The following is an 18091-nucleotide window of genomic DNA, read 5'->3' as shown; positions in this document are numbered from 1 at the left end:
GCAGGTCGGCGTTCTCCTGCCCGGTCAGCAGGTCCGCGTAGTGGTAGAAGTCCGCGGCGTGCGGGGTGTCCGGGTCCAGGTCCAGCGAGGGGGTCGGTAGCGGTGTCCGAGTAGGCATCCGCTCACTGTCGTCGCGCTCCCGGGCCTGCGCACGACGAATGTCACGACGGCGTCGTCCGCGGTGGCCCGCCGGGCCCCGGCCGGGTTAGCGTCGGCCCACTGTGCGGCCGAGACGCGGCCGCCGAGGCGACGGGGGTTGCCCGGATGATCGAGTTCCGGGGCGTGACGAAGCGGTTCCCGGACGGCACGGTCGCCGTGCACGAGCTGGACCTGGTCGCGGAGCAGGGCAGGATCACCGTCTTCGTCGGCCCGTCCGGCTGCGGCAAGACCACGTCCGTCCGCATGATCAACCGGATGATCGAGCCGACGTCGGGCGAGCTGCGGGTCGACGGGCGCGACGTGCTCGCCGGCGACCCGGCCGACCTGCGCCGGGGGATCGGCTACGTGATCCAGCAGGCCGGGCTGTTCCCGCACCGCACGATCGTGGACAACATCGCGACGGTGCCGGTGCTGCTCGGACGGGGCAGGCGCGAGGGCCGGAGCCGGGCGATGGAGCTGATGGAGACGGTCGGCCTCGACCCCTCCATGGCCAGGCGCTACCCGAACCAGCTCTCCGGCGGGCAGCAGCAGCGGGTCGGGGTCGCCCGCGCGCTGGCCGCGGACCCGCCGGTGCTGCTGATGGACGAGCCGTTCAGCGCCGTCGACCCGGTGGTCCGGGAGAACCTGCAGGACGAGCTGCTGCGGCTGCAGTCGGAGCTGGGCAAGACGATCGTGTTCGTCACCCACGACATCGACGAGGCGATCAAGCTGGGCGACAAGGTCGCCGTGTTCCGGGTCGGCGGGACGCTCGCCCAGTACGACGAGCCGGGCGTCCTGCTCTCCCGCCCGGTGGACGAGTTCGTGGACACCTTCGTCGGCCGCGACCGCGGCTACCGGGGGCTGGGCTTCCTGAGCTCGGACACGATCCCGATCGGCGAGCTGCCGACGGTCGGGCTGGGCGACCCGGTCCCGGAGCAGGGCTGGCACGCCGTGCTCGACGGGGAGCGGCGCCCGCTGGGCTGGATCGACGGCGGCCACCGACCCGGCGGTGCGACGGTCTCCGAGGGCGACGTCGTGCCCGGCGGCTCGCTCTACCCGGTCGGCTCCGGGTCGCTGCGCGGCGCTCTGGACGCGGCGCTGTCGTCACCGTCCGGGCGCGGCGTCGCGGTCGACGCCGACGGCCGGGTCGCCGGGTCGATCAGCGCCGACGACGTGCTGACCGCGCTGCCGGACGCCCGCCGTCACGACCCGGCCGCCTGAGCCGGCCATGGACTGGGTGTTCCGCAACTCCGGGCTCGTCCTCGAGCTGACCGGGCAGCACATCGTGTTCTCGCTGGTACCGGTGCTGATCGGGCTGGTGCTGGCGGTCCCGCTCGGCTGGCTGGCCAACCGCACCGCGCTCGGCCGGTCGCTCACGCTCAACGTCGCCGGGTTCCTGTACACGCTGCCGTCGCTGGCCCTGTTCGTGTTCCTGCCGCCGATCATCGGCACCCGGATCCTGGACCCGCTCAACGTGATCGTCGCGCTGTCGGTCTACGTGCTGGCGCTGCTGGTCCGCACCGTCGCCGACGCGCTGGACGCCGTTCCGGAGACCGTGGTGAACTCGGCGACCGCGATGGGCTTCCGCCCGGGATGGCGCTTCCTCACCGTCGAGCTGCCGATGGCCGTCCCGGTCATCCTGGCCGGTCTCCGGGTCGCCGCGGTCAGCTCGATCAGCCTGGTCACCGTCGGTTCGGTGATCGGGTTCGGGGGCCTGGGCAAGATGTTCACCGAAGGTTTCCAGCGGGAGATCCCGCAGCAGACGATCTCGGGGATCGTGCTGGTGCTGCTGCTGGCGGTCGTCGTCGACGGCCTGCTGCTGCTCGCGGGGCGCACGCTGACCCCCTGGGACCGGTCCGCCCGGTCGCGCCGGACCGCGGGGAGGGCCGTGTGACGTACCTGGGCTGGCTGTTCAGCTCGGAGAACTGGGCGGGGTCGGCGGAGAACCCCGGGATCGCCCAGCGCCTCGTCGAGCACCTCGGCTACACGGCGCTGACCCTGCTGATCGCGCTGGTGATCGCGCTCCCGCTGGGCGCGTGGATCGGGCACACCGGGCGTGGCGGGCTGATGGTGGTCGGCATCGCGAACGCGTTGCGCGCCCTGCCCACGCTGGGCCTGCTGGTGCTGCTGTTCCTCGCGGTCGGCCTGGGCCTGCTCGGCCCGCTGATCGCGCTGGTGATTCTGGCCGTCCCACCGCTGCTGGCCGGTACCTACTCCGGCGTCGCCAACGTCGACCCGTCGATCGTGGACGCGGCGAAGGGCATGGGGATGCGCGGCCCGGAGGTCCTGTTCAAGGTCGAGCTGCCGAACGCACTCCCGCTGATCATCGGCGGGGTGCGCAGCGCGCTGCTGCAGGTCATCTCCACCGCGACGATCGCGGCCTACGTCGGGCTCGGTGGCCTCGGCCGGTTCATCCTGGACGGGCTGTCCCAGCGCGACTTCCCGCAGATGATCGGCGGCTCGATCCTGGTGGCCCTGCTCGCGATCGTGGCCGACCTGCTGCTCGGTGGGCTGCAGAGGCTGTTGGTCTCCCCGGGGCTGCAGCAGCGGGGTGCGCAGGCGGGCCCGGGACGGCTGCGGCTGATCCGTGGCGGCGCCGGCACCGACCGGGCCCGTGCGGCCTGAGACCGGAGGGACACCCATGGAACGCCTGCGCCCGGTCCGCCTGCTCGCGCTGTTGGCCGTCGCGACGCTCGGGCTGACGGCGTGCGGCGGCGACCCGCTGGCCGGCGGCGGGTCCGACTCCGACCCGAACGTGATCGCGATCGGGTCCGGCAACTTCACCGAGAGCCAGTTGCTCGCCGAGGTGTACTCGCAGGCCCTGCAGGACGCGGGCGTCCAGGTGGAGGAGCCGGTGGCGATCGGCTCCCGGGAGGCCTACTTCCCGGCGCTGCTCGATGGCTCCGTCGACCTGATCCCCGACTACACCGGGGCGGTCCTGCAGTACCTGAACCCCGGCGCCGAGCAGACCAGGCCCGACGACGTCTACCGGGCGCTGCAGGCGGAGCTGCCGCCGGCGCTCGTCTCCGGTGCGATGTCACAGGCCCAGGACAAGGACGCGGTGGTGGTGACCCGGGCCACCGCGGACCGGCTGCGTCTGCGCACGATCGCCGACCTCGCGCCGCACTGCCCCGACCTGGTGTTCGGCTCGGGGGCGGAGTTCGCGACCCGGCCCGACGGCATCCCGGGCCTGCGCGAGACCTACGGCTGCGTGTTCGGATCCACCCGGACGCTGGACTCCGGCGGCGTGCTCACCGTCGCGGCGCTGGCCGGTGACGACGTGGCGGCCGCGAACCTGTTCACCACCGACCCGGCGCTGCCGGAGAACGACTTCGTGGCGCTGGAGGACCCGCAGGAGAACTTCGCCGCGCAGAACGTCGTCCCGGTGCTGGCGAAGCGCAAGGCGAGCCCGGCCGTCACGGGCGTGCTGGACCGGATCTCTGCGAAGCTGACGACCGCGGAGCTGCTGGCGATGAACGCCGAGGCGGCAGGGCCGGACAAGCCCGCGCTCCGTACCGTCGCGACCAGCTGGCTGGCTCGCAACGGCCTGCTCTCGCCGGCCCCCTAGACCGGCGGCACGTGCCCGTACGGGCGGAGAGGTGGTCCCCATGAACTTCCCGATCGCCGGGACGGTCGCGTCGCTACACCGGTACCCGGTCAAGTCGATGCTCGGCGAGGACGTCGACGCGCTCGAGCTCGACGAGCACGGCGTCGTCGGGGACCGGGGTCTGGCGCTGCTCGACACCGCGACCGGCCGGGTGGCCACGGCCAAGCAGCCGCGCTGGTACCGGGAGCTGCTCAAGTGCCGGGCCGAGTCCGGCCCCGACGGTGTGACCGTCACGCTGCCGGACGGCCGTGGCCTGCCTGCGGGCGAGGCCGACGCGCCGCTGTCGAGCTTGCTGGGGCGCGACGTCCGGATGGCGGCCGAGCGGGCCGAGGGCGCGACCGTGGAGCGCCCGGACCCGGAGGACGTGCTCACCGAGGGCCTCGACGCCGACGTCGAGGCCGCCATCCTGGAGATCGCGCAGGGGGCTCCGGGCGGGCGGTTCGTGGACCACTCGCCGGTTCACCTGATCACCACGGCCACGCTGGACGCGCTCGGTGTGGAGACGTTGCGCTACCGGCCGAACCTGGTGATCGCCACCCCGCAGGGGCACCCGCCGTTCTCCGAGAACGACTGGGTGGGCCGGGAGTTCGCGGTCGGGGCCGTGCGCCTGGCCGGGGTGCTGCCGACGCCGCGCTGCTCGGTGCCGACCCTGGAGCACGGCGGCCTGCCGCGCTCGCCGCAGGCCCTGCGGCCGCTGATGACGCTCAACCGGGTCGAGGTGGAGGGCTTCGGCGTCCTGCCGTGCGCCGGCCTCTACGCCCGGGTCCTCACCGGCGGCACGGTCCGGGCCGGGGACGCACTCGCCGGCTGATCCCCCGCGGTGATCGGCGTTCCGGTACCGATCGGGGCCACCGACGGCCACGATCGGTACCCGGCCGTCGATCACCGTCCCGGGTGGCTCGCGCCGGGTCAGCTCGGGGTGCCCCGTGCGGTCGACTCCCGGCCGACAGAGCGCTCCCGGCCGACAGAGCGCTCCCGACCGGCAGAGCGCTCGTGGGCCACGGCGAGCAGGCGGTCGACCTCGGTCAGCGTCGCATCGGCCGGGTCCAGGACCGCGACCCACGCCTGCCGCCCGTAGGTCGGGTGGGGGACGAACCGGTCCGGCACGGCGACGTCGATGTCCGACCGGCGCTGCGCGAGCTCGGCCGGCGGGAAGCCGAACAGGCGCTCGAACTCGTCGCGGCCGACGCCGATGTTGAGCCGGAACACACCCGGCCGGTCCAGCGCCGAGTCCTCGTCGAAGCCGGGTGTGTCGTGGACGACGATCGTGGCGAACGGCATCCGCGCGTCGTCGCCGGCGAAGAAGAACCAGTCGCCCAGGCTGTGCGGGGCCGCCTCGTGGTCCTCGCCGACGTGCAGGTGCGTGACGCCGGGCAGGTCGCGCAGGATCCGGGCCGCGAGGTCGACGTCGGTGGGCGCGGCCGCGGTCGTGCGCGGGGCCCCGGGTGAGGTGGCCACGTGCAGGACGGCGTCGGCGTTGCGGAGGTTCTCGGCGGAGAGCGGCGCGTAGGCCCTGTCGCCGGTCCCGTCGGTCCGGACGTGCAGGCCGTCGCGGGTGATCCGGCTGGTCGGTACCAGCGCGCTCCCTCCGGTCACCTGCTCCAGCGCGCCCTCGAACGTCGACGGCGCCGGTGCCGGTAGCCCGGACGCGACGCTCGCGCCCAGGCTGCCCGCGACGACGGTGTAGCGCTCCACCCCGACCGCGGCGACGATCGCGCCCGCTCCGGACCACTCCACGTCCATGCCGGGGATCGCCCACCGTGCCGGGTGGCGCAGCAGGTGCGCGTTCTGGGCGAACACGAACGTGGCCCCGCGGTGCCGCTCCCGGTCGCGGACGGCGTGCAGGTTGCGCGCCATCAGCTCGTCGCGGATCCCGAGCATCCGGGACAGCCGCTCGCCCGTGGACCGGGGGCCTGCGCCCGTGGTCCCGGCGCCGGTGGTCCCGGCGCCGGTGGTCCCGGCGCCGGTGGTCTCGGCGCCCCTGGTCTCGGCGGCCGCCGCGTGGTAGCGCAGCATCCCCAGCGCGGCGCGGCCGTGCACCGCGGCGGCGTGCCAGTCCTCGACCGGGCCGGCCGCGACGAGCTGCGGCGCCTCGGCGTGCAGGGTGGTGACGAGGTCGTCGGCGAGTACCCGCAGGGCACGGGCCTCGGGTGTGCCGCCGACCGAGGCCGCGGCGTCGTACAGCGCGGCCGGGTCGGTCCACCGCTCGTCGTCGCCGAGCAGCCGGTCGAGCTCGCCGCGTTCTCGGGCCGCAGCCTCGCGGGGCAGCGCGTCCGGGCCCAGGTGCTCGAGCAGGTAGTCGCGCAGGTGGGCGAGGTAGGGGCGGGGGCTCGGCGAGATGTCGGCGTCCATCGGCCCGTCGACGCCGTGGAAGGCCAGGCGCCGCGCCGGCGGCAGCGTGTCGTTGCGGGTACGCATCCAGGCCACCAGCTCCCGGTTGGCCGGCAGGTCGCCGAACCCGTGGCTGAATCCGGTGGCCATCGCCGCGTCGAGCGTGCCGCGCCCGCCGCGTACGAACGCGTCCACCTCGAGTGCGGCGACGGCGTCGGTCTCCAGGGCGATCGAGGCGTAACCGCGCTGCGCCAGCAGCTCGAACAGCCGGTTGCGCAGGGCGGGCAGCGCGGGTTCGCCGTGGGTCGGCTCGCCGAGTCCCAGCAGGTCCGGGGCCGTCGCGAGCACCGTGTCGAGTGCCGCGGCGAGGGCGGCGTCGTCGTCGAACCCGAATGAGGGCGACCCGTTCGGGGCCAGGAAGGAGGAGGTCACGACGATTCATCGTATCGTTGAACAACCCGGTAGAGGTTCGCTGCGGGTCGCCAGGAGAGATGATGGGAAAGCCTCAAACCGGAGTGAGGGGCGCGGACGTACTTCGTCCGGTCGACCTCGCCCGCGAGCACGGTCTGTCCGCCCAGGCGGTCCGCAACTACGAACGCGACGGGATCCTGCCCGCGGCCCGGCGCGCCCCGAACGGCTACCGCGCCTACACCGACCTGCACGCGGTCGCCCTGCGCGCGCATGTCGCGCTCGTCGCCGCACACGGTCACGCGACCGGCGCCGAGGTGATGCGGGCGGTCGAGCGCGGTGACCAGGAGCCCGCGCTCCGGGCGATCGACGACAGCCACCTGCGCCTGCTCCGGGACCGGGAGACCCTCGACGTGGTCGAGGCCGCCGTCGGCTCCCTCACCCGTCCCCCCGCCGACCCGGACCGGTCGGGCCGGCCGGACCGGCCGGTCGCCGTCGGAGCGCTCGCGCACCGGCTCGGCGTGGTCCCTGCGACGCTACGGGCGTGGGAACGCGCCGGCATCCTCGTACCGGCGCGCGAGGGCGGCGCCCGCCGGTACTGCGCCGACGACGTCCGCGACGCGGAGCTGGCACACCTGCTGCGCCGCGGCGGCTACCCGCTCGCCCACATCGCCGTCGTCGTCGAGCAGGTCCGCCGGGCCGGGGGACCGGAACCGCTCGCCGCCTCGATCGCGGACTGGCGGGCACGGCTCGACGCCCGCGCCCGCGCCATGCTCACCGCGGCCGGCCGGCTGGCCGACTACCTGCAGGCCCGTGACGGTGAGCCCCGGTCCGCGGTAGCTGCTGCCGTCCCGTCGACCGATCCCGGCTCGTGATCGGCGGATCGGTACCGATCGTGGCCGCCGGTGGCCACGATCGGGACCCGACCGCCGATCACACGATGCCTATCCGCCACACGCGCCGCCACTGCCCGCCGCCGTGCCGGAACGAACCGGGGATCAGAACAGGCGCTGCTGGACGTCGGTCACCAGCAGGGCCAGGAACAGTACCGAGGAGATGCCGAGTACCGCGTTCGAGAGCCACCCGGACCGGCCCTGCGGCACGACCCGCTTCGTGTTCAGCAGGAGCAGCAGCGTGATGGCCAGGAACGGCATGAAGAACGACCCGAGCACGCCGTAGACCAGGGTGAGCCCGAACGGCTTGTCGAACAGCAGCAGCACCATCGGCGGGAACGTCAGCCACAGCAGGTACCCGCGGAACGGCAGGCTCCGCTCGGCGGCCCGGGCCTCGTACGCGCTCGGCCGTCCCGGACCGTCGCCGGCCCGCTCGGGGACGGCCTCGCCGGGAACGATCGCGTTCGGGGTGGCCGCGTCCGCTCCCACGTCGGCCTTGCGCCCGTGCGGCAGCCGGATCGCCCGGGTCCAGTCGGTGAACAGCAGCGAGACGCCGTTCCAGACCCCCAGCAACGACGTCAGCGTGACGGCCAGGAAGCCGACCAGGAACAGGATCCGCGCGGGCTGCCCGTAGAGCTCGGCGAGCCGGTCGCCGAGGATCAGCAGGCCGGAGTCGGACTCGGTGAGGTCCTGCCCGAGCAGGATGGTGGACCCGACGATCAGCATCGACACCACGAAGATGCCGGTCATGATGTAGCCGACGGCGTTGTCCAGGCGCATCATCGACAGCCAGCGCGGGCCCTTCCACCCCTTGGCGAAGAGCCAGTACCCGTAGGACGCCATCGTGATCGTGCCGCCGACGCCGCCGATCAGGCCGAGCACGTAGACCGTCGACCCGGAGGGCAGCCGCGGGACCAGCCCGGAGAACAGTGCGCCCAGGTCCGGGCCGACCAGGATCGCGATCGAGACCACCGAGACGAACTTGATCAGCACCAGGACGGTCATGAACTTCTCGAAGACCGCGTAGCGCTGGGTCCACACCAGGGCCACGCCGAGCACGCCGGCGATCATCGCCCAGTACCGCACCGACAGGCCGCCGAACAGCGCGTTGAGGGGGAGCCCGACGGCCGACATCGCGGTCGCGCCGTAGACGAAGCCCCAGATCACGATGTAGATGCCGAAGAAGACCGTCGCCCAGTAGCCCAGACGCCGCCAGCCGTCGAGCATCGTGGCGCCCGAGGCCAGGTGCCAGCGGCCCACGCCCTCGCCCAGGGCCAGCTTCACCAGCGTGCCGACCAGGGCGGCCCACAGCAGGACGGTGCCGAAGCTCGCGCCGGCCACCATCGTCGCGACGAGGTCACCCGCGCCGACGCCGGTCGCGGCGGCCAGCAGGCCGGGGCCGATCGCGCGGATCTTCGCCGACCCGGTCGGCGGCTCGAGGGTGTCGGGCTGCGCGGCGGGGGTCGCCATCGGTCACACTCCCGGATCGGGGTCGTCGACGATCGGGTCGGTGTCGTCGCCGATCACCACGGTAAGGGGCCGAACGGCGCATCCGGGGAACGAACCGGTCACGACTCCCGTTCACGGCGTTGCGCATCACGTTCGGCGACGTTGCGCGCGGTGACGGCGCGGCCGCACCATGGTGACGGTTGCGGCGCCACTAGGTTGCATGTGGCGGCCGGACAGCGGAGGCCGCACGCACTCGCACGGAGGGCCGTATGGCGAACATCGACGAGATCCGCGCCGGGATCGGACGGGCCAACCAGCAGGCCACCGAGAGCCTCGGCGCGCTGCGGCACGCCCGTCAGGCCATCCAGGAGGCCGGCGCCGCCTTCGCCCAGAACATCTACGGCACCGCCCAGAACGACGCCGACGACGCCCGCGCCCGGTTCGCCGCCGCGTCGGAGAAGATCGACGAGGTCGAGCAGGCCCTGCAGGTCGCGATGGCGTCCGCCGACGACGTCGCCGGCCGGCTGTAGAGCCGTCGACCAGCCTCGTGTGATGGGCCGTCGCAGTGATCGGATCCGAGACGCGTTCGCGGCGTTCCACGCGGCCGCGTCGGCCGCGCTCGGGTCCGCCGAGGCGCGCCGCGACCTCGCCGCGCGCCGGCACGCCGAGGTGCTGGCCGAGCTGTGGCTGCGCGAGACCGGTCACGACGCCGCGCAGCACGATCCGGGACTCGCCCGGGTACTGGCCAACCCCCGGTTCGCCGGGGTGCTCGGCCGGGTCGCCGACGACCGCGCGCACGCGTTCGACCACTGGCAGGGCGACTCACCGGCCGAGCTGAGCGACATCGTCGCCGCCGCCGCGCCGGGTGCCGCCGGGGATGACCCGCGCGACTGGTCGGGCGACGCCGGTGTCGTCGAGGCGGTCGGGCCGGTCCCCGAGATGTGGGCCCTGGGCACCGGCTCGGTGGAGGGCGGGGCCCCGTTCCGCGTCGCCGTCCCGCTGCTCGACGGCGCGCACCTGCAGGTCGTCTCCACTCCGCACACGCGCGAGCGGGCCGAGGCGATGGTCGAGGCACTCGTGCTGCGGATGCTGCGCCATTTCCGGCCCGGCGTGGTGAACGTGCACGTGTGGGACGTCGGGCAGCTGGCCGGGGCGCTGCCGGGGCTCTACCCGCTGACCCGGACGGGCCTGCTGACCGTGCACGACCCGACGCGCCTGGAGGTGCTGCTCGGACAGCTGGCCGACCGGATCCGCCGGGTCCAGACCCGGGTGCTCGCCGAGGGCAGCTCGTCGTTGCGGGAGCTCGCGCAGCGGACCGGCCGGCGTCCCGAGTCCTGGATGGTGGCCGTGCTCGTCGGCGGCGGGCGCGAGCTGCCGGAGGCCGAGCTGCGCCAGCTGCAGCGGGTCGCGCGCGGCGGGGTCGCCGCCGGCGTCGTGCTGGTGCTGCTCGACGTCCCGGCGGCGCTGCCCCGGCCGGTCGAGACGGTGACGTTCGGGGACCCCCCGGGCGTCGACCCGCCGGGAGCCGACGCCCCGGGAGCTGCCGCACAGCACGTCGCGGCGCCGGTCCGGACGTCGCTGACCGGGCCGCACGTGCTCGTCGAGCCGGACGCCCCGCTCCCGCCGGATGCCGTCACCCGGGTCTGCGAGCAGATCGTCGCCGCGCACGAGGACTGGCGCGGGCGCCTCGGGGCGTTCCGCGACCTGCTCCCCGCCGACGGCGACCGCTGGACGGAGCGCTCGCACGACGGCCTGGTGACCCCGATCGGGGTCGCGGACGGCATCGACGCCGAGCTGCGCCTCGACGACCACTCCCCGCACGCGCTCGTCGGCGGGCCCAGCGGCTCGGGCAAGACGAACCTGCTGCTGGGCTGGATCACCGGTCTCGCCGCGCGCTACGGGCCGGACGAGGTCGAGCTGTACCTGCTCGACTTCAAGGAGGGCGTCTCGTTCGCCCAGTTCGCGCCGGACCCGGACGGGCGCCGCACCGACCGGCTGCCGCAGGCCCGGCTGATCGGCGTCAACATCAACACCGACCGGGAGTTCGGGCTCGCGCTGCTGCGCCACCTCGCCGCCGTCATGCGCTCGCGGGCCGAGACCGCGCGCCGCTTCGGCGCCACGAAGCTCTCCGAGCTCCGCGACGAGCTCGCCGACCAGGACATCACCGACGACCGCGCGAGGCTGCCGCGGATCGTCGCGGTCATCGACGAGTTCCAGTTCCTGTTCACCGGCCGCGACGCGGTCAGCGCCGAGGCCACCGCGCTGCTCGAGGACGTCGCCCGGCGTGGCCGCTCGCAGGGCGTGCACCTCGTGCTGGCCAGCCAGGACGTCTCCGGGATCGACGCGCTCTGGGGCCGGTCGGCGATCTTCGAACAGTTCGTGCTGCGGGTCGCGCTGCCGCGGGCCCGGCGGATCCTGGCCCAGGAGAACGAGGCCGCGCTGACGCTGCCGCGCTGGCACGCGATCGTCAACCACGACTCCGGCGTCGAGCACGGCAACCAGGTCGTCACGGTGCCCGAGGTCGGCGGACCGCAGGTCCGCAAGGTGCAGCCCGACGCGTTCGCGCGGTTCCCGGACACGCCGGAGCCGGTCGTGTTCGACGGGGCCCGCGCCCCGGACCACGACGCGCTCGCCGCCCGGCTGCCCCCCGACGGGGTGCCGCGCGCGCTGCTCGGCCAGTTCGTCGACGTGGCGGGCAGCCCGGCGGCGCCCGAGCTCGCCGACGTGCCGGGGCGCAACCTCGGCGTGATCGGCCCGGACGCGCGGGTCGCGGTCCCCCTGCTGTGCGCGGCCGCCGAGTCCTACGCCGCGACCCTCGCGGCGGCCCGGCCCGACGAGGACACCCGCATGGTGCTGATGCCGCTGGCCGCGGAGGCGGTCGCGCCGGCCGAGGACCTCGCGGCCCGGCTCACCGTCGACGTCGACAAGGTCTTCGCCGACGGGTTCGTCGCCCGCGTCCGGGAGCTCGCAGGCCTCGTCCGGGACCGGGCGGCCTCGGGCAGCACCGGCGGCGCGCACCCGGCGCTCGCGGTCGTGGTGTTCGGGGCCGACGTCGCGGAGACGATGCTGGACCGCACGGGCATGGAGGACCTGCGCTCGGTGCTGCGCCACGGTCCGGGCGTCGGCGTGCACCTGCTGGGATGGTGGCAGGGCGCCCAGCGGCTCAAGACCCTCCTCGCACCGCCCGGCGCGGCGCTCGACGACCTCGGGGTGTGGGTGGCGACCGGCGTGCAGGGGGCCGACCTCACGCCCCTGCTGGGCGGCGCGCCGCTGGACTGGCCTGCGTCGCCGGGACGCGGCCTGCTGCTCGACCGCGCCCGGCACGGACGTCCCCAGCTGGTGATCCTCACCGACCGGGGCGGAGGTGCGCGGTGAGCGCCGCCGACGAGTACCGCGACGTCGTCGCCCGGCTGGCCGGGGCCGTCGTCGAACTCCGTGAGGTCGACGCCGCACGGGCCGAGGAGCTGCGCGGCGAGCTGCGCTCGGCCGAGCGCGAGCTGCACGCCTCCGCCGACGCGCTCGTGCTCGCCCGGGGCATGTTCGAGCTGCGCTGGGAGGACGCGCTGGCGCTGATGTGGGCGACGAGCGAGCCCGGCAAGCCGCGCCCGCGCCCGGACCACCGGGCCGACCCGAGGGCCCACGAGGAGCTGGAGCGCCGGGCCGACGAGGCCCTCGAGACGCTGCGCGCGTCCGGGGACCGGCGCCTGTTCCGCCGCCGTCGCACGGAGGAGTGACCGACTGCTAGTTAGTCCTCGGGGTCGTCCTCGTCGTCGCGGGCCAGGAAGCTCGACAGGCGCTCGACCGCCGTCTCGAACTCCGGGTTCATGTCGACGAACGTGCGCAGGCGCAGGGCCAGCCACTCGATGCTGACCTGCTCCTCGCCGCGCCGGTCGACGAGCTCCTCGATGCCGCGGTCGGTGAAGTACACGCGTCCAGGTTAGCGGGGCCCCACCTGCATGGAAGCACGCCGGGGCGGCTACCCACCGGTCAGAGAACCGACGAAGGAGCGCTGCGATGACACCGTCCGCACCGGCGGCGACCGCCCGGGAGATCCTCGCCGACGGCAAGGGGATCCTGGCCGCCGACGAGAGCACCGGCACCATGACCAAGCGGCTGGAGGCGGTGGGCGTGGAGTCCACCGAGCAGACCCGCCGCCGCTTCCGCGAGCTGATGTTCCGCACGCCCGACATCGAGCGCTGGCTCGGCGGGGTGATCCTCTACGACGAGACGATCCGGCAGTCCACCGACGACGGCGTCGCGATGGCCGAGCACCTGGCCCGGCGCGGCATCGTGCCCGGCATCAAGGTCGACGGCGGCGCGAAGCCGCTCGCGCTCGCCCCGCAGGAGGACGAGAAGGTCACCGAGGGCCTCGACGGGCTGCGCGAGCGGTTCGCCGAGTACCGCGACCTGGGTGCCCGGTTCGCGAAGTGGCGGGCGGTGATCGAGGTCGGCGACGACATCCCGTCGACGGCGGCGCTGGAGGCCAACGCGCACGCGATGGCCCGCTACGCCGCGCTCGCACAGGAAGCCGGCCTGACGCCGATCGTCGAGCCCGAGGCGATCATGGACGGGACGCACTCGATCGACCGGTCGGCCCGGGTCACCGAGGACATGCTGCGCGCGCTGTTCGTGCAGCTGGCGCACCAGCGCGTCGAGCTCGAGGGCCTGCTGGTGAAGACGAACATGGTCGTCTCCGGTTACCGGGGGCAGACCCAGGCCGGACCGGACGAGGTGGCCGAGCGCACCGTCACGGTGCTGCGCCGCACCGTCCCGGCCGCCGTGGCGGGGGTGGTGTTCCTCTCCGGCGGGCAGACCGACGAGCAGGCCACCGCGAACCTGGACGCGATCAGCCGCGTCGATGAGCTGCCCTGGACGGTCAGCTTCTCCTACGCCCGCGCGCTGCAGGGCGAGGCCATGCGGATCTGGGCGGGCAAGGAGAACAACGTCGGCGACGCCCAGGACGCGTTCCACCGGCGGACCCGGCTCACCGCCGCGGCCAACCGGGGCGAGCTCGCGGCCGCGCCGTCCGGGTCCTGAACGCGCCGGCGGGCGTCACGATGTGGTGGGCCGACCCACCACGTCGTGACGCCCAACGCCCGCGGACATGGGAGAACTCAGTCCCGCGAGAACGCCTTCGAGATCAGCTCCTGCTGCTCGACCTCGTGCACCTTCGACGAGCCCGGTGCCGGGGCCGCCATCCGCCTGCGCGAGACCCGGGTGATCCGGGACAGCCGCTCCGGCAGCTTCTGCGGCAGCTCGAGGCCGTAGTACGGCCAGGAGCCCTGGTTCGCAGGCTCCTCCTGGACCCAGCGGATGTCGCCGGCGTTCGGGTAGCGCTCCATCACGGCCTCGATCTGGCGGATCGGCATCGGGTAGAGCTGCTCGATCCGCACGATCGCGGTGTTCTCGATATCGGTGTCGCCGTCCTTGCGCCGCTTGTCGCGGGCCGCGGCCAGCTCCCAGTAGATCTTGCCGCTGCAGAACAGCACCCGGTCCACCGAGGCGTTCGGGCCGTCCTGGGTGCGGTAGTCCGGGTCGTCGATCACCGGGCGGAACCGGCCGCCGGTGAAGTCCGACAGCGGGCTGACGACCTGCTTGGCGCGCAGCATCCACTTCGGCGTGAACACCACCAGCGGCCGCCGCACCCCGTCCAGGGTGTGCTGGCGCAGCAGGTGGAAGTAGTTCGCCGGCTCCGAGGGCAGCGCGACCGTCATCGAGCCCTCCGCACACAGCGTCAGGAACCGCTCGATCCGCCCGGAGCTGTGGTCCGGGCCCTGGCCCTCCAGCCCGTGCGGGAGCAGCAGGGCGACGTCGGACATCTGGCCCCACTTCGCCTCACCGGAGGAGATGAACTCGTCGATGATCGGCTGGGCGCCGTTGACGAAGTCGCCGAACTGGCCCTCCCACATCACCAGCGCCTCGGAGTTGGCCACCGAGTAGCCGTACTCGAAGCCGACGGCGGCGAACTCGGACAGCGCCGAGTCGTACGGCAGGAACCGGCCCTGGCCCTCGGCCAGGTTGCGCAGCGGGTAGTACTCCTCGCCGGTGTGCCGGTCGATCAGCACCGAGTGCCGCTGCACGAACGTGCCGCGCCGCGAGTCCTGGCCGGACAGGCGGATCAGGCGGCCGTCGACGGCCAGCGAGCCCATCGCCAGCAGCTCCGCGAACGCCCAGTCCACGTCGCCCTCGCGGGCCATCTTCGCCCGCTTTGTCAGCACCGGCTCGATCCGCTTGTGCACGGTGAAGCCCTCGGGCAGGTTGCCGTGCGCGTCGCCGATCCGGTGCACGATCTCCAGCGGGATCGAGGTGTCCAGATCGGCCGGGACGCGCTGCTCCTCCTCGACCGAGGGGGAGACCACCGGTGGGGTCCTCTCCAGCTCGCGGACCTCGTTGAACACGTGCTCGAGCTGGTTGGAGAAGTCCTTGAGCGCGTGCTCGGCCTCCTCCATGGTGATGTCACCACGGCCGATCAGCGACTCGGTGTAGATCTTCCGGACGCTGCGCTTGGCGTCGATGATGTCGTACATCGACGGCTGGGTCATCGACGGGTCGTCGCCCTCGTTGTGACCGCGGCGGCGGTAGCAGATCATGTCGATGACCACGTCGTTGTGCCAGCGCTCGCGGTACTCGACCGCGAGCTTGGCGACCCAGACGCAGGCCTCCGGGTCGTCGCCGTTCACGTGGAAGACCGGCGCGCCGATCATCTTCGCGACGTCGGTGCAGTACTGCGAGCTTCGCGCGTGCTCCGGGGCGGTGGTGAAGCCGACCTGGTTGTTCACCACGACGTGCACGGTGCCGCCGGTGCGGTAGCCGCGCAGCAGCGCCAGGTTCAGCGTCTCGGCGACCACGCCCTGACCGGCGAACGCGGCGTCGCCGTGCATCAGCAGCGGCATCACGGTGAAGCCGCCGTCGCCCTTGTCCAGAATGTCCTGCTTGGCCCGGACGATGCCCTCGAGCACCGGGTCCACGGCCTCGAGGTGCGACGGGTTCGCGGTCAGCGACACCCGCGTCTCGCCGTCGCCGAACATCCGGAAGTACTTGCCCTCGGCGCCGAGGTGGTACTTCACGTCACCGGAGCCGTGCGCCTGGCCCGGGTCGAGGTTGCCCTCGAACTCGCGGAAGATCTGGCTGATCGGCTTGCCGACGATGTTGGCCAGGACGTTGAGCCGGCCGCGGTGCGGCATGCCGACCACGACCTCGTCCATCTCCTGCTCGGCCGCCTTGTCCAGCACCGCGTCCATCAGCGGGATGACGGTCTCGCCGCCTTCGAGCGAGAACCGCTTCTGCCCGACGTACTTGGTCTGCAGGAACGTCTCGAACGCCTCGGCGGCGTTGAGCTTGGACAGGATGTACTTCTGCTCGTTCGCGGTCGGCTTCTGGTGCGGGACCTCGATCCGCTCCTCGAGCCAGGCCCGCTGCTCCGGGTCGGCGATGTGCATGTACTCGGTGCCGATCGTGCGGCAGTACGAGTCGCGCAGCAGGCCCAGCACGTCGCGCAGCTTCATGTGCTGCCGGCCGCCGAAGCCGCCGACGGCGAACTCGCGGTCCAGGTCCCACAGCGTCAGGCCGTGGCTGAGCACGTCCAGGTCGGGGTGGCGGCGCTGGCGGTAGTTCAGCGGGTCGGTGTCGGCCATCAGGTGCCCGCGGGTCCGGTAGGACTCGATCAGCTCCAGCACCCGGGCGGTCTTGTCGACCTCGCCCTCCGGGATGTCCTGCACCCAGCGGACCGGCTCGTAGGGCACCCGCAGCGAGGTGAAGATCTCGTCGTAGAAGCCGTCGTCGCCGAGCAGCAGGCGGTGCACCCGGCGCAGGAAGTCGCCCGACTCGGCGCCCTGGATGATCCGGTGGTCGTAGGTCGACGTCAGCGTGATGATCTTGCTGATGCCGAGGTCGGCGAGCCGCTCCTCGCTGGCGCCCTGGAACTCGGCCGGGTACTCCATCGCCCCGACGCCGACGATCGTGCCCTGCCCGGGCATCAGGCGCGGCACCGAGTGGTTCGTGCCCAGGGTGCCCGGGTTGGTCAGGCTGATCGTGGTGCCCTGAAAGTCCTCGGCGGTGAGCTTGCCGTTGCGCGCCTTGGCGACCATGCCCTCGTAGGCGGCCCAGAACTGGGCGAACGTCAGGTTCTCGCAGCCCTTGATCGACACGACGACGAGCGAGCGCTGCCCGTCCTTGCCCGGCAGGTCGATCGCCAGGCCGAGGTTGACGTGCTCCGGCGCGACGACGGTCGGCTTGCCGTCGGTCTCGGCGAAGTGCCGGTTCATCGTCGGGAAGTCGCCCAGGGCCTTGACCAGCGCGTAGCCGATCAGGTGGGTGAACGACAGCTTCCCGCCGCGGGTGCGCTTGAGCTGGTTGTTGATCACGATCCGGTTGTCGGCGAGCAGCTTGGCCGGGACGGCCCGCACGCTGGTCGCGGTCGGCAGCTCCAGCGACGCGGTCATGTTCTTGACCACGGCGTTCGCGGCGCCGCGCAGCGGCGTGGTGGTGACCCCGCCGGCGCCGTTCGCCTGCTTCGCGGCCTTGGACGTGCTGCCGGCGGCCGGCTTGGCGTCGGTCCCCTTGGCGGCCGGGGCGCTGCCGTTGCTGCTGGAACCCGCGGCGGGCCGGGCCTTCTGGCGCAGCTGCTCGTCGTTCTCCGGGGGCTCGGCCTTCTTCACCGGCGCCGGCGGGACGTCGGCCGCGGAACCGGAGGACGCACCGGTGGACCGCCCGCCGTCGGCGACCGCGCGCTGCGACGGGGCGGAGGTGGTGTCACCGCGGGGGGCGTCGGCCCCGGTGGTGTCGTCCTCGGTGGCGGTGCCGCTGGTGACCCCGCCGCTGGTGACCCCGCCGCTGGTGACTCCGCCGCTGGTGACCCCGCCGGAGACGCCCTTGTCGCTGTCGCCGGTGGACGCGGTGGTCTGCTGGGACGAGGTGGTGCCGCCCGCGGTGTCGGTGCCGCCGGGGGCGTAGTCGGCGAAGAACTCGTGCCAGGCCGGATCGACCGCGTCCGGGTCGTCCTGGAACCGCTGGTACATCTCCTCGACGAGCCACTCGTTGGGGCCGAACCCGCTCGCCGGATGGGAAGTACTGCTCGATGACACGCTACGTCAACCGCCTTGATCAGCTGCTCGAAAGTTGTCGCGACCGGCATCCAGGTTAGTCCTCCCGGGACGAGCACACCCATGGAGGACGTGCCTACCTCGTCACCGGATCGATACGGCGTCGATTCAGAACCGACGTCGCCGTGCGAGGGGGTCGCGAGAACTCCGTCCGGAGCCCCGCC

Annotated in this window: 14 protein-coding genes; 10 read left to right on the top strand and 4 right to left on the bottom strand. The window is 73.3% G+C overall.

Features of this window, described 5'->3' with window-relative positions:
• Nucleotides 1-264 precede the first annotated feature (264 nt).
• Genes I4I78_RS08165 through I4I78_RS08145 form a run of 5 tightly spaced genes read left to right on the top strand, consistent with a single transcriptional unit; the run spans nt 265 to nt 4556 of the window.
• Complete coding sequence (locus tag I4I78_RS08165; RefSeq protein WP_218610616.1) at nt 265-1359, top strand: ABC transporter ATP-binding protein; 1095 nt, start codon at nt 265-267, stop codon at nt 1357-1359.
• Nucleotides 1360-1366: 7 nt separating this feature from the next.
• Nucleotides 1367-2032, top strand: coding sequence for an ABC transporter permease (locus I4I78_RS08160; RefSeq protein WP_218610615.1), 666 nt, complete (start codon nt 1367-1369; stop codon nt 2030-2032).
• Complete coding sequence (locus I4I78_RS08155) at nt 2029-2763, top strand: ABC transporter permease (RefSeq protein ID WP_218610614.1); 735 nt, start codon at nt 2029-2031, stop codon at nt 2761-2763. The genes I4I78_RS08160 and I4I78_RS08155 overlap by 4 nt, the downstream gene beginning before the upstream one ends.
• A gap of 16 nt (nt 2764-2779) precedes the next feature.
• Entirely contained in the window at nt 2780-3706 is a 927-nt protein-coding gene (locus tag I4I78_RS08150) for an ABC transporter substrate-binding protein (protein ID WP_218610613.1), read from the top strand.
• Between the two features lie 40 nt (nt 3707-3746).
• Nucleotides 3747-4556 carry an MOSC domain-containing protein gene (locus I4I78_RS08145; RefSeq protein ID WP_218610612.1) on the top strand — a complete coding sequence of 270 codons (810 nt, stop codon included), beginning with the start codon at nt 3747-3749 and terminating at the stop codon, nt 4554-4556.
• A gap of 98 nt (nt 4557-4654) precedes the next feature.
• Here the strand turns inward: I4I78_RS08145 and I4I78_RS08140 are convergent, their stop codons facing one another.
• A complete protein-coding gene (locus tag I4I78_RS08140; RefSeq protein WP_218610611.1) occupies nt 4655-6508 on the bottom strand; it encodes a DUF6194 family protein in 1854 nt (617 codons plus the stop codon).
• Between the two features lie 62 nt (nt 6509-6570).
• Between I4I78_RS08140 and I4I78_RS08135 the strand changes: the two genes are divergently transcribed.
• A complete protein-coding gene (locus I4I78_RS08135) occupies nt 6571-7359 on the top strand; it encodes a MerR family transcriptional regulator (RefSeq protein WP_218610610.1) in 789 nt (262 codons plus the stop codon).
• A gap of 123 nt (nt 7360-7482) precedes the next feature.
• On the opposite strand, the gene I4I78_RS08130 is transcribed toward I4I78_RS08135, so the two are convergent.
• Complete coding sequence (locus I4I78_RS08130) at nt 7483-8847, bottom strand: Nramp family divalent metal transporter (RefSeq protein WP_218610609.1); 1365 nt, start codon at nt 8845-8847, stop codon at nt 7483-7485.
• A 248-nt stretch (nt 8848-9095) separates the two neighbouring features.
• Between I4I78_RS08130 and I4I78_RS08125 the strand changes: the two genes are divergently transcribed.
• The 3 genes from I4I78_RS08125 to I4I78_RS08115 are packed head-to-tail and all read left to right on the top strand — an operon-like array spanning nt 9096 to nt 12560.
• Nucleotides 9096-9356 (top strand): hypothetical protein, encoded by a 261-nt coding sequence (locus tag I4I78_RS08125; protein WP_218610608.1) that lies wholly within the window; start codon nt 9096-9098, stop codon nt 9354-9356.
• Nucleotides 9357-9378: 22 nt separating this feature from the next.
• On the top strand, nt 9379-12201 hold the full coding sequence (locus tag I4I78_RS08120; protein WP_218610607.1) for an FtsK/SpoIIIE domain-containing protein: 2823 nt from the start codon (nt 9379-9381) through the stop codon (nt 12199-12201).
• On the top strand, nt 12198-12560 hold the full coding sequence (locus I4I78_RS08115; RefSeq protein ID WP_218610606.1) for a hypothetical protein: 363 nt from the start codon (nt 12198-12200) through the stop codon (nt 12558-12560). Before I4I78_RS08120 ends, I4I78_RS08115 begins: the two co-directional genes overlap by 4 nt.
• 11 nt (nt 12561-12571) lie before the next feature.
• Here I4I78_RS08115 and I4I78_RS08110 read toward each other — a convergent pair whose 3' ends face one another.
• Nucleotides 12572-12754 (bottom strand): DUF6104 family protein, encoded by a 183-nt coding sequence (locus I4I78_RS08110; RefSeq protein WP_218610605.1) that lies wholly within the window; start codon nt 12752-12754, stop codon nt 12572-12574.
• Between the two features lie 86 nt (nt 12755-12840).
• Here I4I78_RS08110 and I4I78_RS08105 point away from each other — a divergent pair, with 86 nt between their 5' ends.
• Nucleotides 12841-13863: a class I fructose-bisphosphate aldolase gene (locus tag I4I78_RS08105; RefSeq protein ID WP_218610604.1), complete on the top strand. Its 1023-nt coding sequence runs from the start codon at nt 12841-12843 to the stop codon at nt 13861-13863.
• A gap of 77 nt (nt 13864-13940) precedes the next feature.
• On the opposite strand, the gene I4I78_RS08100 is transcribed toward I4I78_RS08105, so the two are convergent.
• Nucleotides 13941-17909: a multifunctional oxoglutarate decarboxylase/oxoglutarate dehydrogenase thiamine pyrophosphate-binding subunit/dihydrolipoyllysine-residue succinyltransferase subunit gene (locus I4I78_RS08100; RefSeq protein ID WP_218610603.1), complete on the bottom strand. Its 3969-nt coding sequence runs from the start codon at nt 17907-17909 to the stop codon at nt 13941-13943.
• Between the last annotated feature and the right edge of the window lie 182 nt (nt 17910-18091).

Source organism: Pseudonocardia sp. KRD291 (genome assembly GCF_019263595.1).
Lineage (GTDB): Bacteria > Actinomycetota > Actinomycetes > Mycobacteriales > Pseudonocardiaceae > Pseudonocardia.
This window is presented reverse-complemented; position numbering and strand designations above follow the sequence as displayed.

What these genes read in the sequence shown, in the direction of transcription:
- I4I78_RS08145 (WP_218610612.1), top strand. Translation starts at nt 3,747, where the DNA reads ATGAACTTCCCGATCGCCGGGACGGTCGCGTCGCTACACCGGTACCCG.
- I4I78_RS08130 (WP_218610609.1), bottom strand. Translation starts at nt 8,847, where the DNA reads ATGGCGACCCCCGCCGCGCAGCCCGACACCCTCGAGCCGCCGACCGGG.
- I4I78_RS08165 (WP_218610616.1), top strand. Translation starts at nt 265, where the DNA reads ATGATCGAGTTCCGGGGCGTGACGAAGCGGTTCCCGGACGGCACGGTC.
- I4I78_RS08135 (WP_218610610.1), top strand. Translation starts at nt 6,571, where the DNA reads ATGGGAAAGCCTCAAACCGGAGTGAGGGGCGCGGACGTACTTCGTCCG.
- I4I78_RS08125 (WP_218610608.1), top strand. Translation starts at nt 9,096, where the DNA reads ATGGCGAACATCGACGAGATCCGCGCCGGGATCGGACGGGCCAACCAG.
- I4I78_RS08120 (WP_218610607.1), top strand. Translation starts at nt 9,379, where the DNA reads ATGGGCCGTCGCAGTGATCGGATCCGAGACGCGTTCGCGGCGTTCCAC.
- I4I78_RS08160 (WP_218610615.1), top strand. Translation starts at nt 1,367, where the DNA reads ATGGACTGGGTGTTCCGCAACTCCGGGCTCGTCCTCGAGCTGACCGGG.
- I4I78_RS08105 (WP_218610604.1), top strand. Translation starts at nt 12,841, where the DNA reads ATGACACCGTCCGCACCGGCGGCGACCGCCCGGGAGATCCTCGCCGAC.
- I4I78_RS08150 (WP_218610613.1), top strand. Translation starts at nt 2,780, where the DNA reads ATGGAACGCCTGCGCCCGGTCCGCCTGCTCGCGCTGTTGGCCGTCGCG.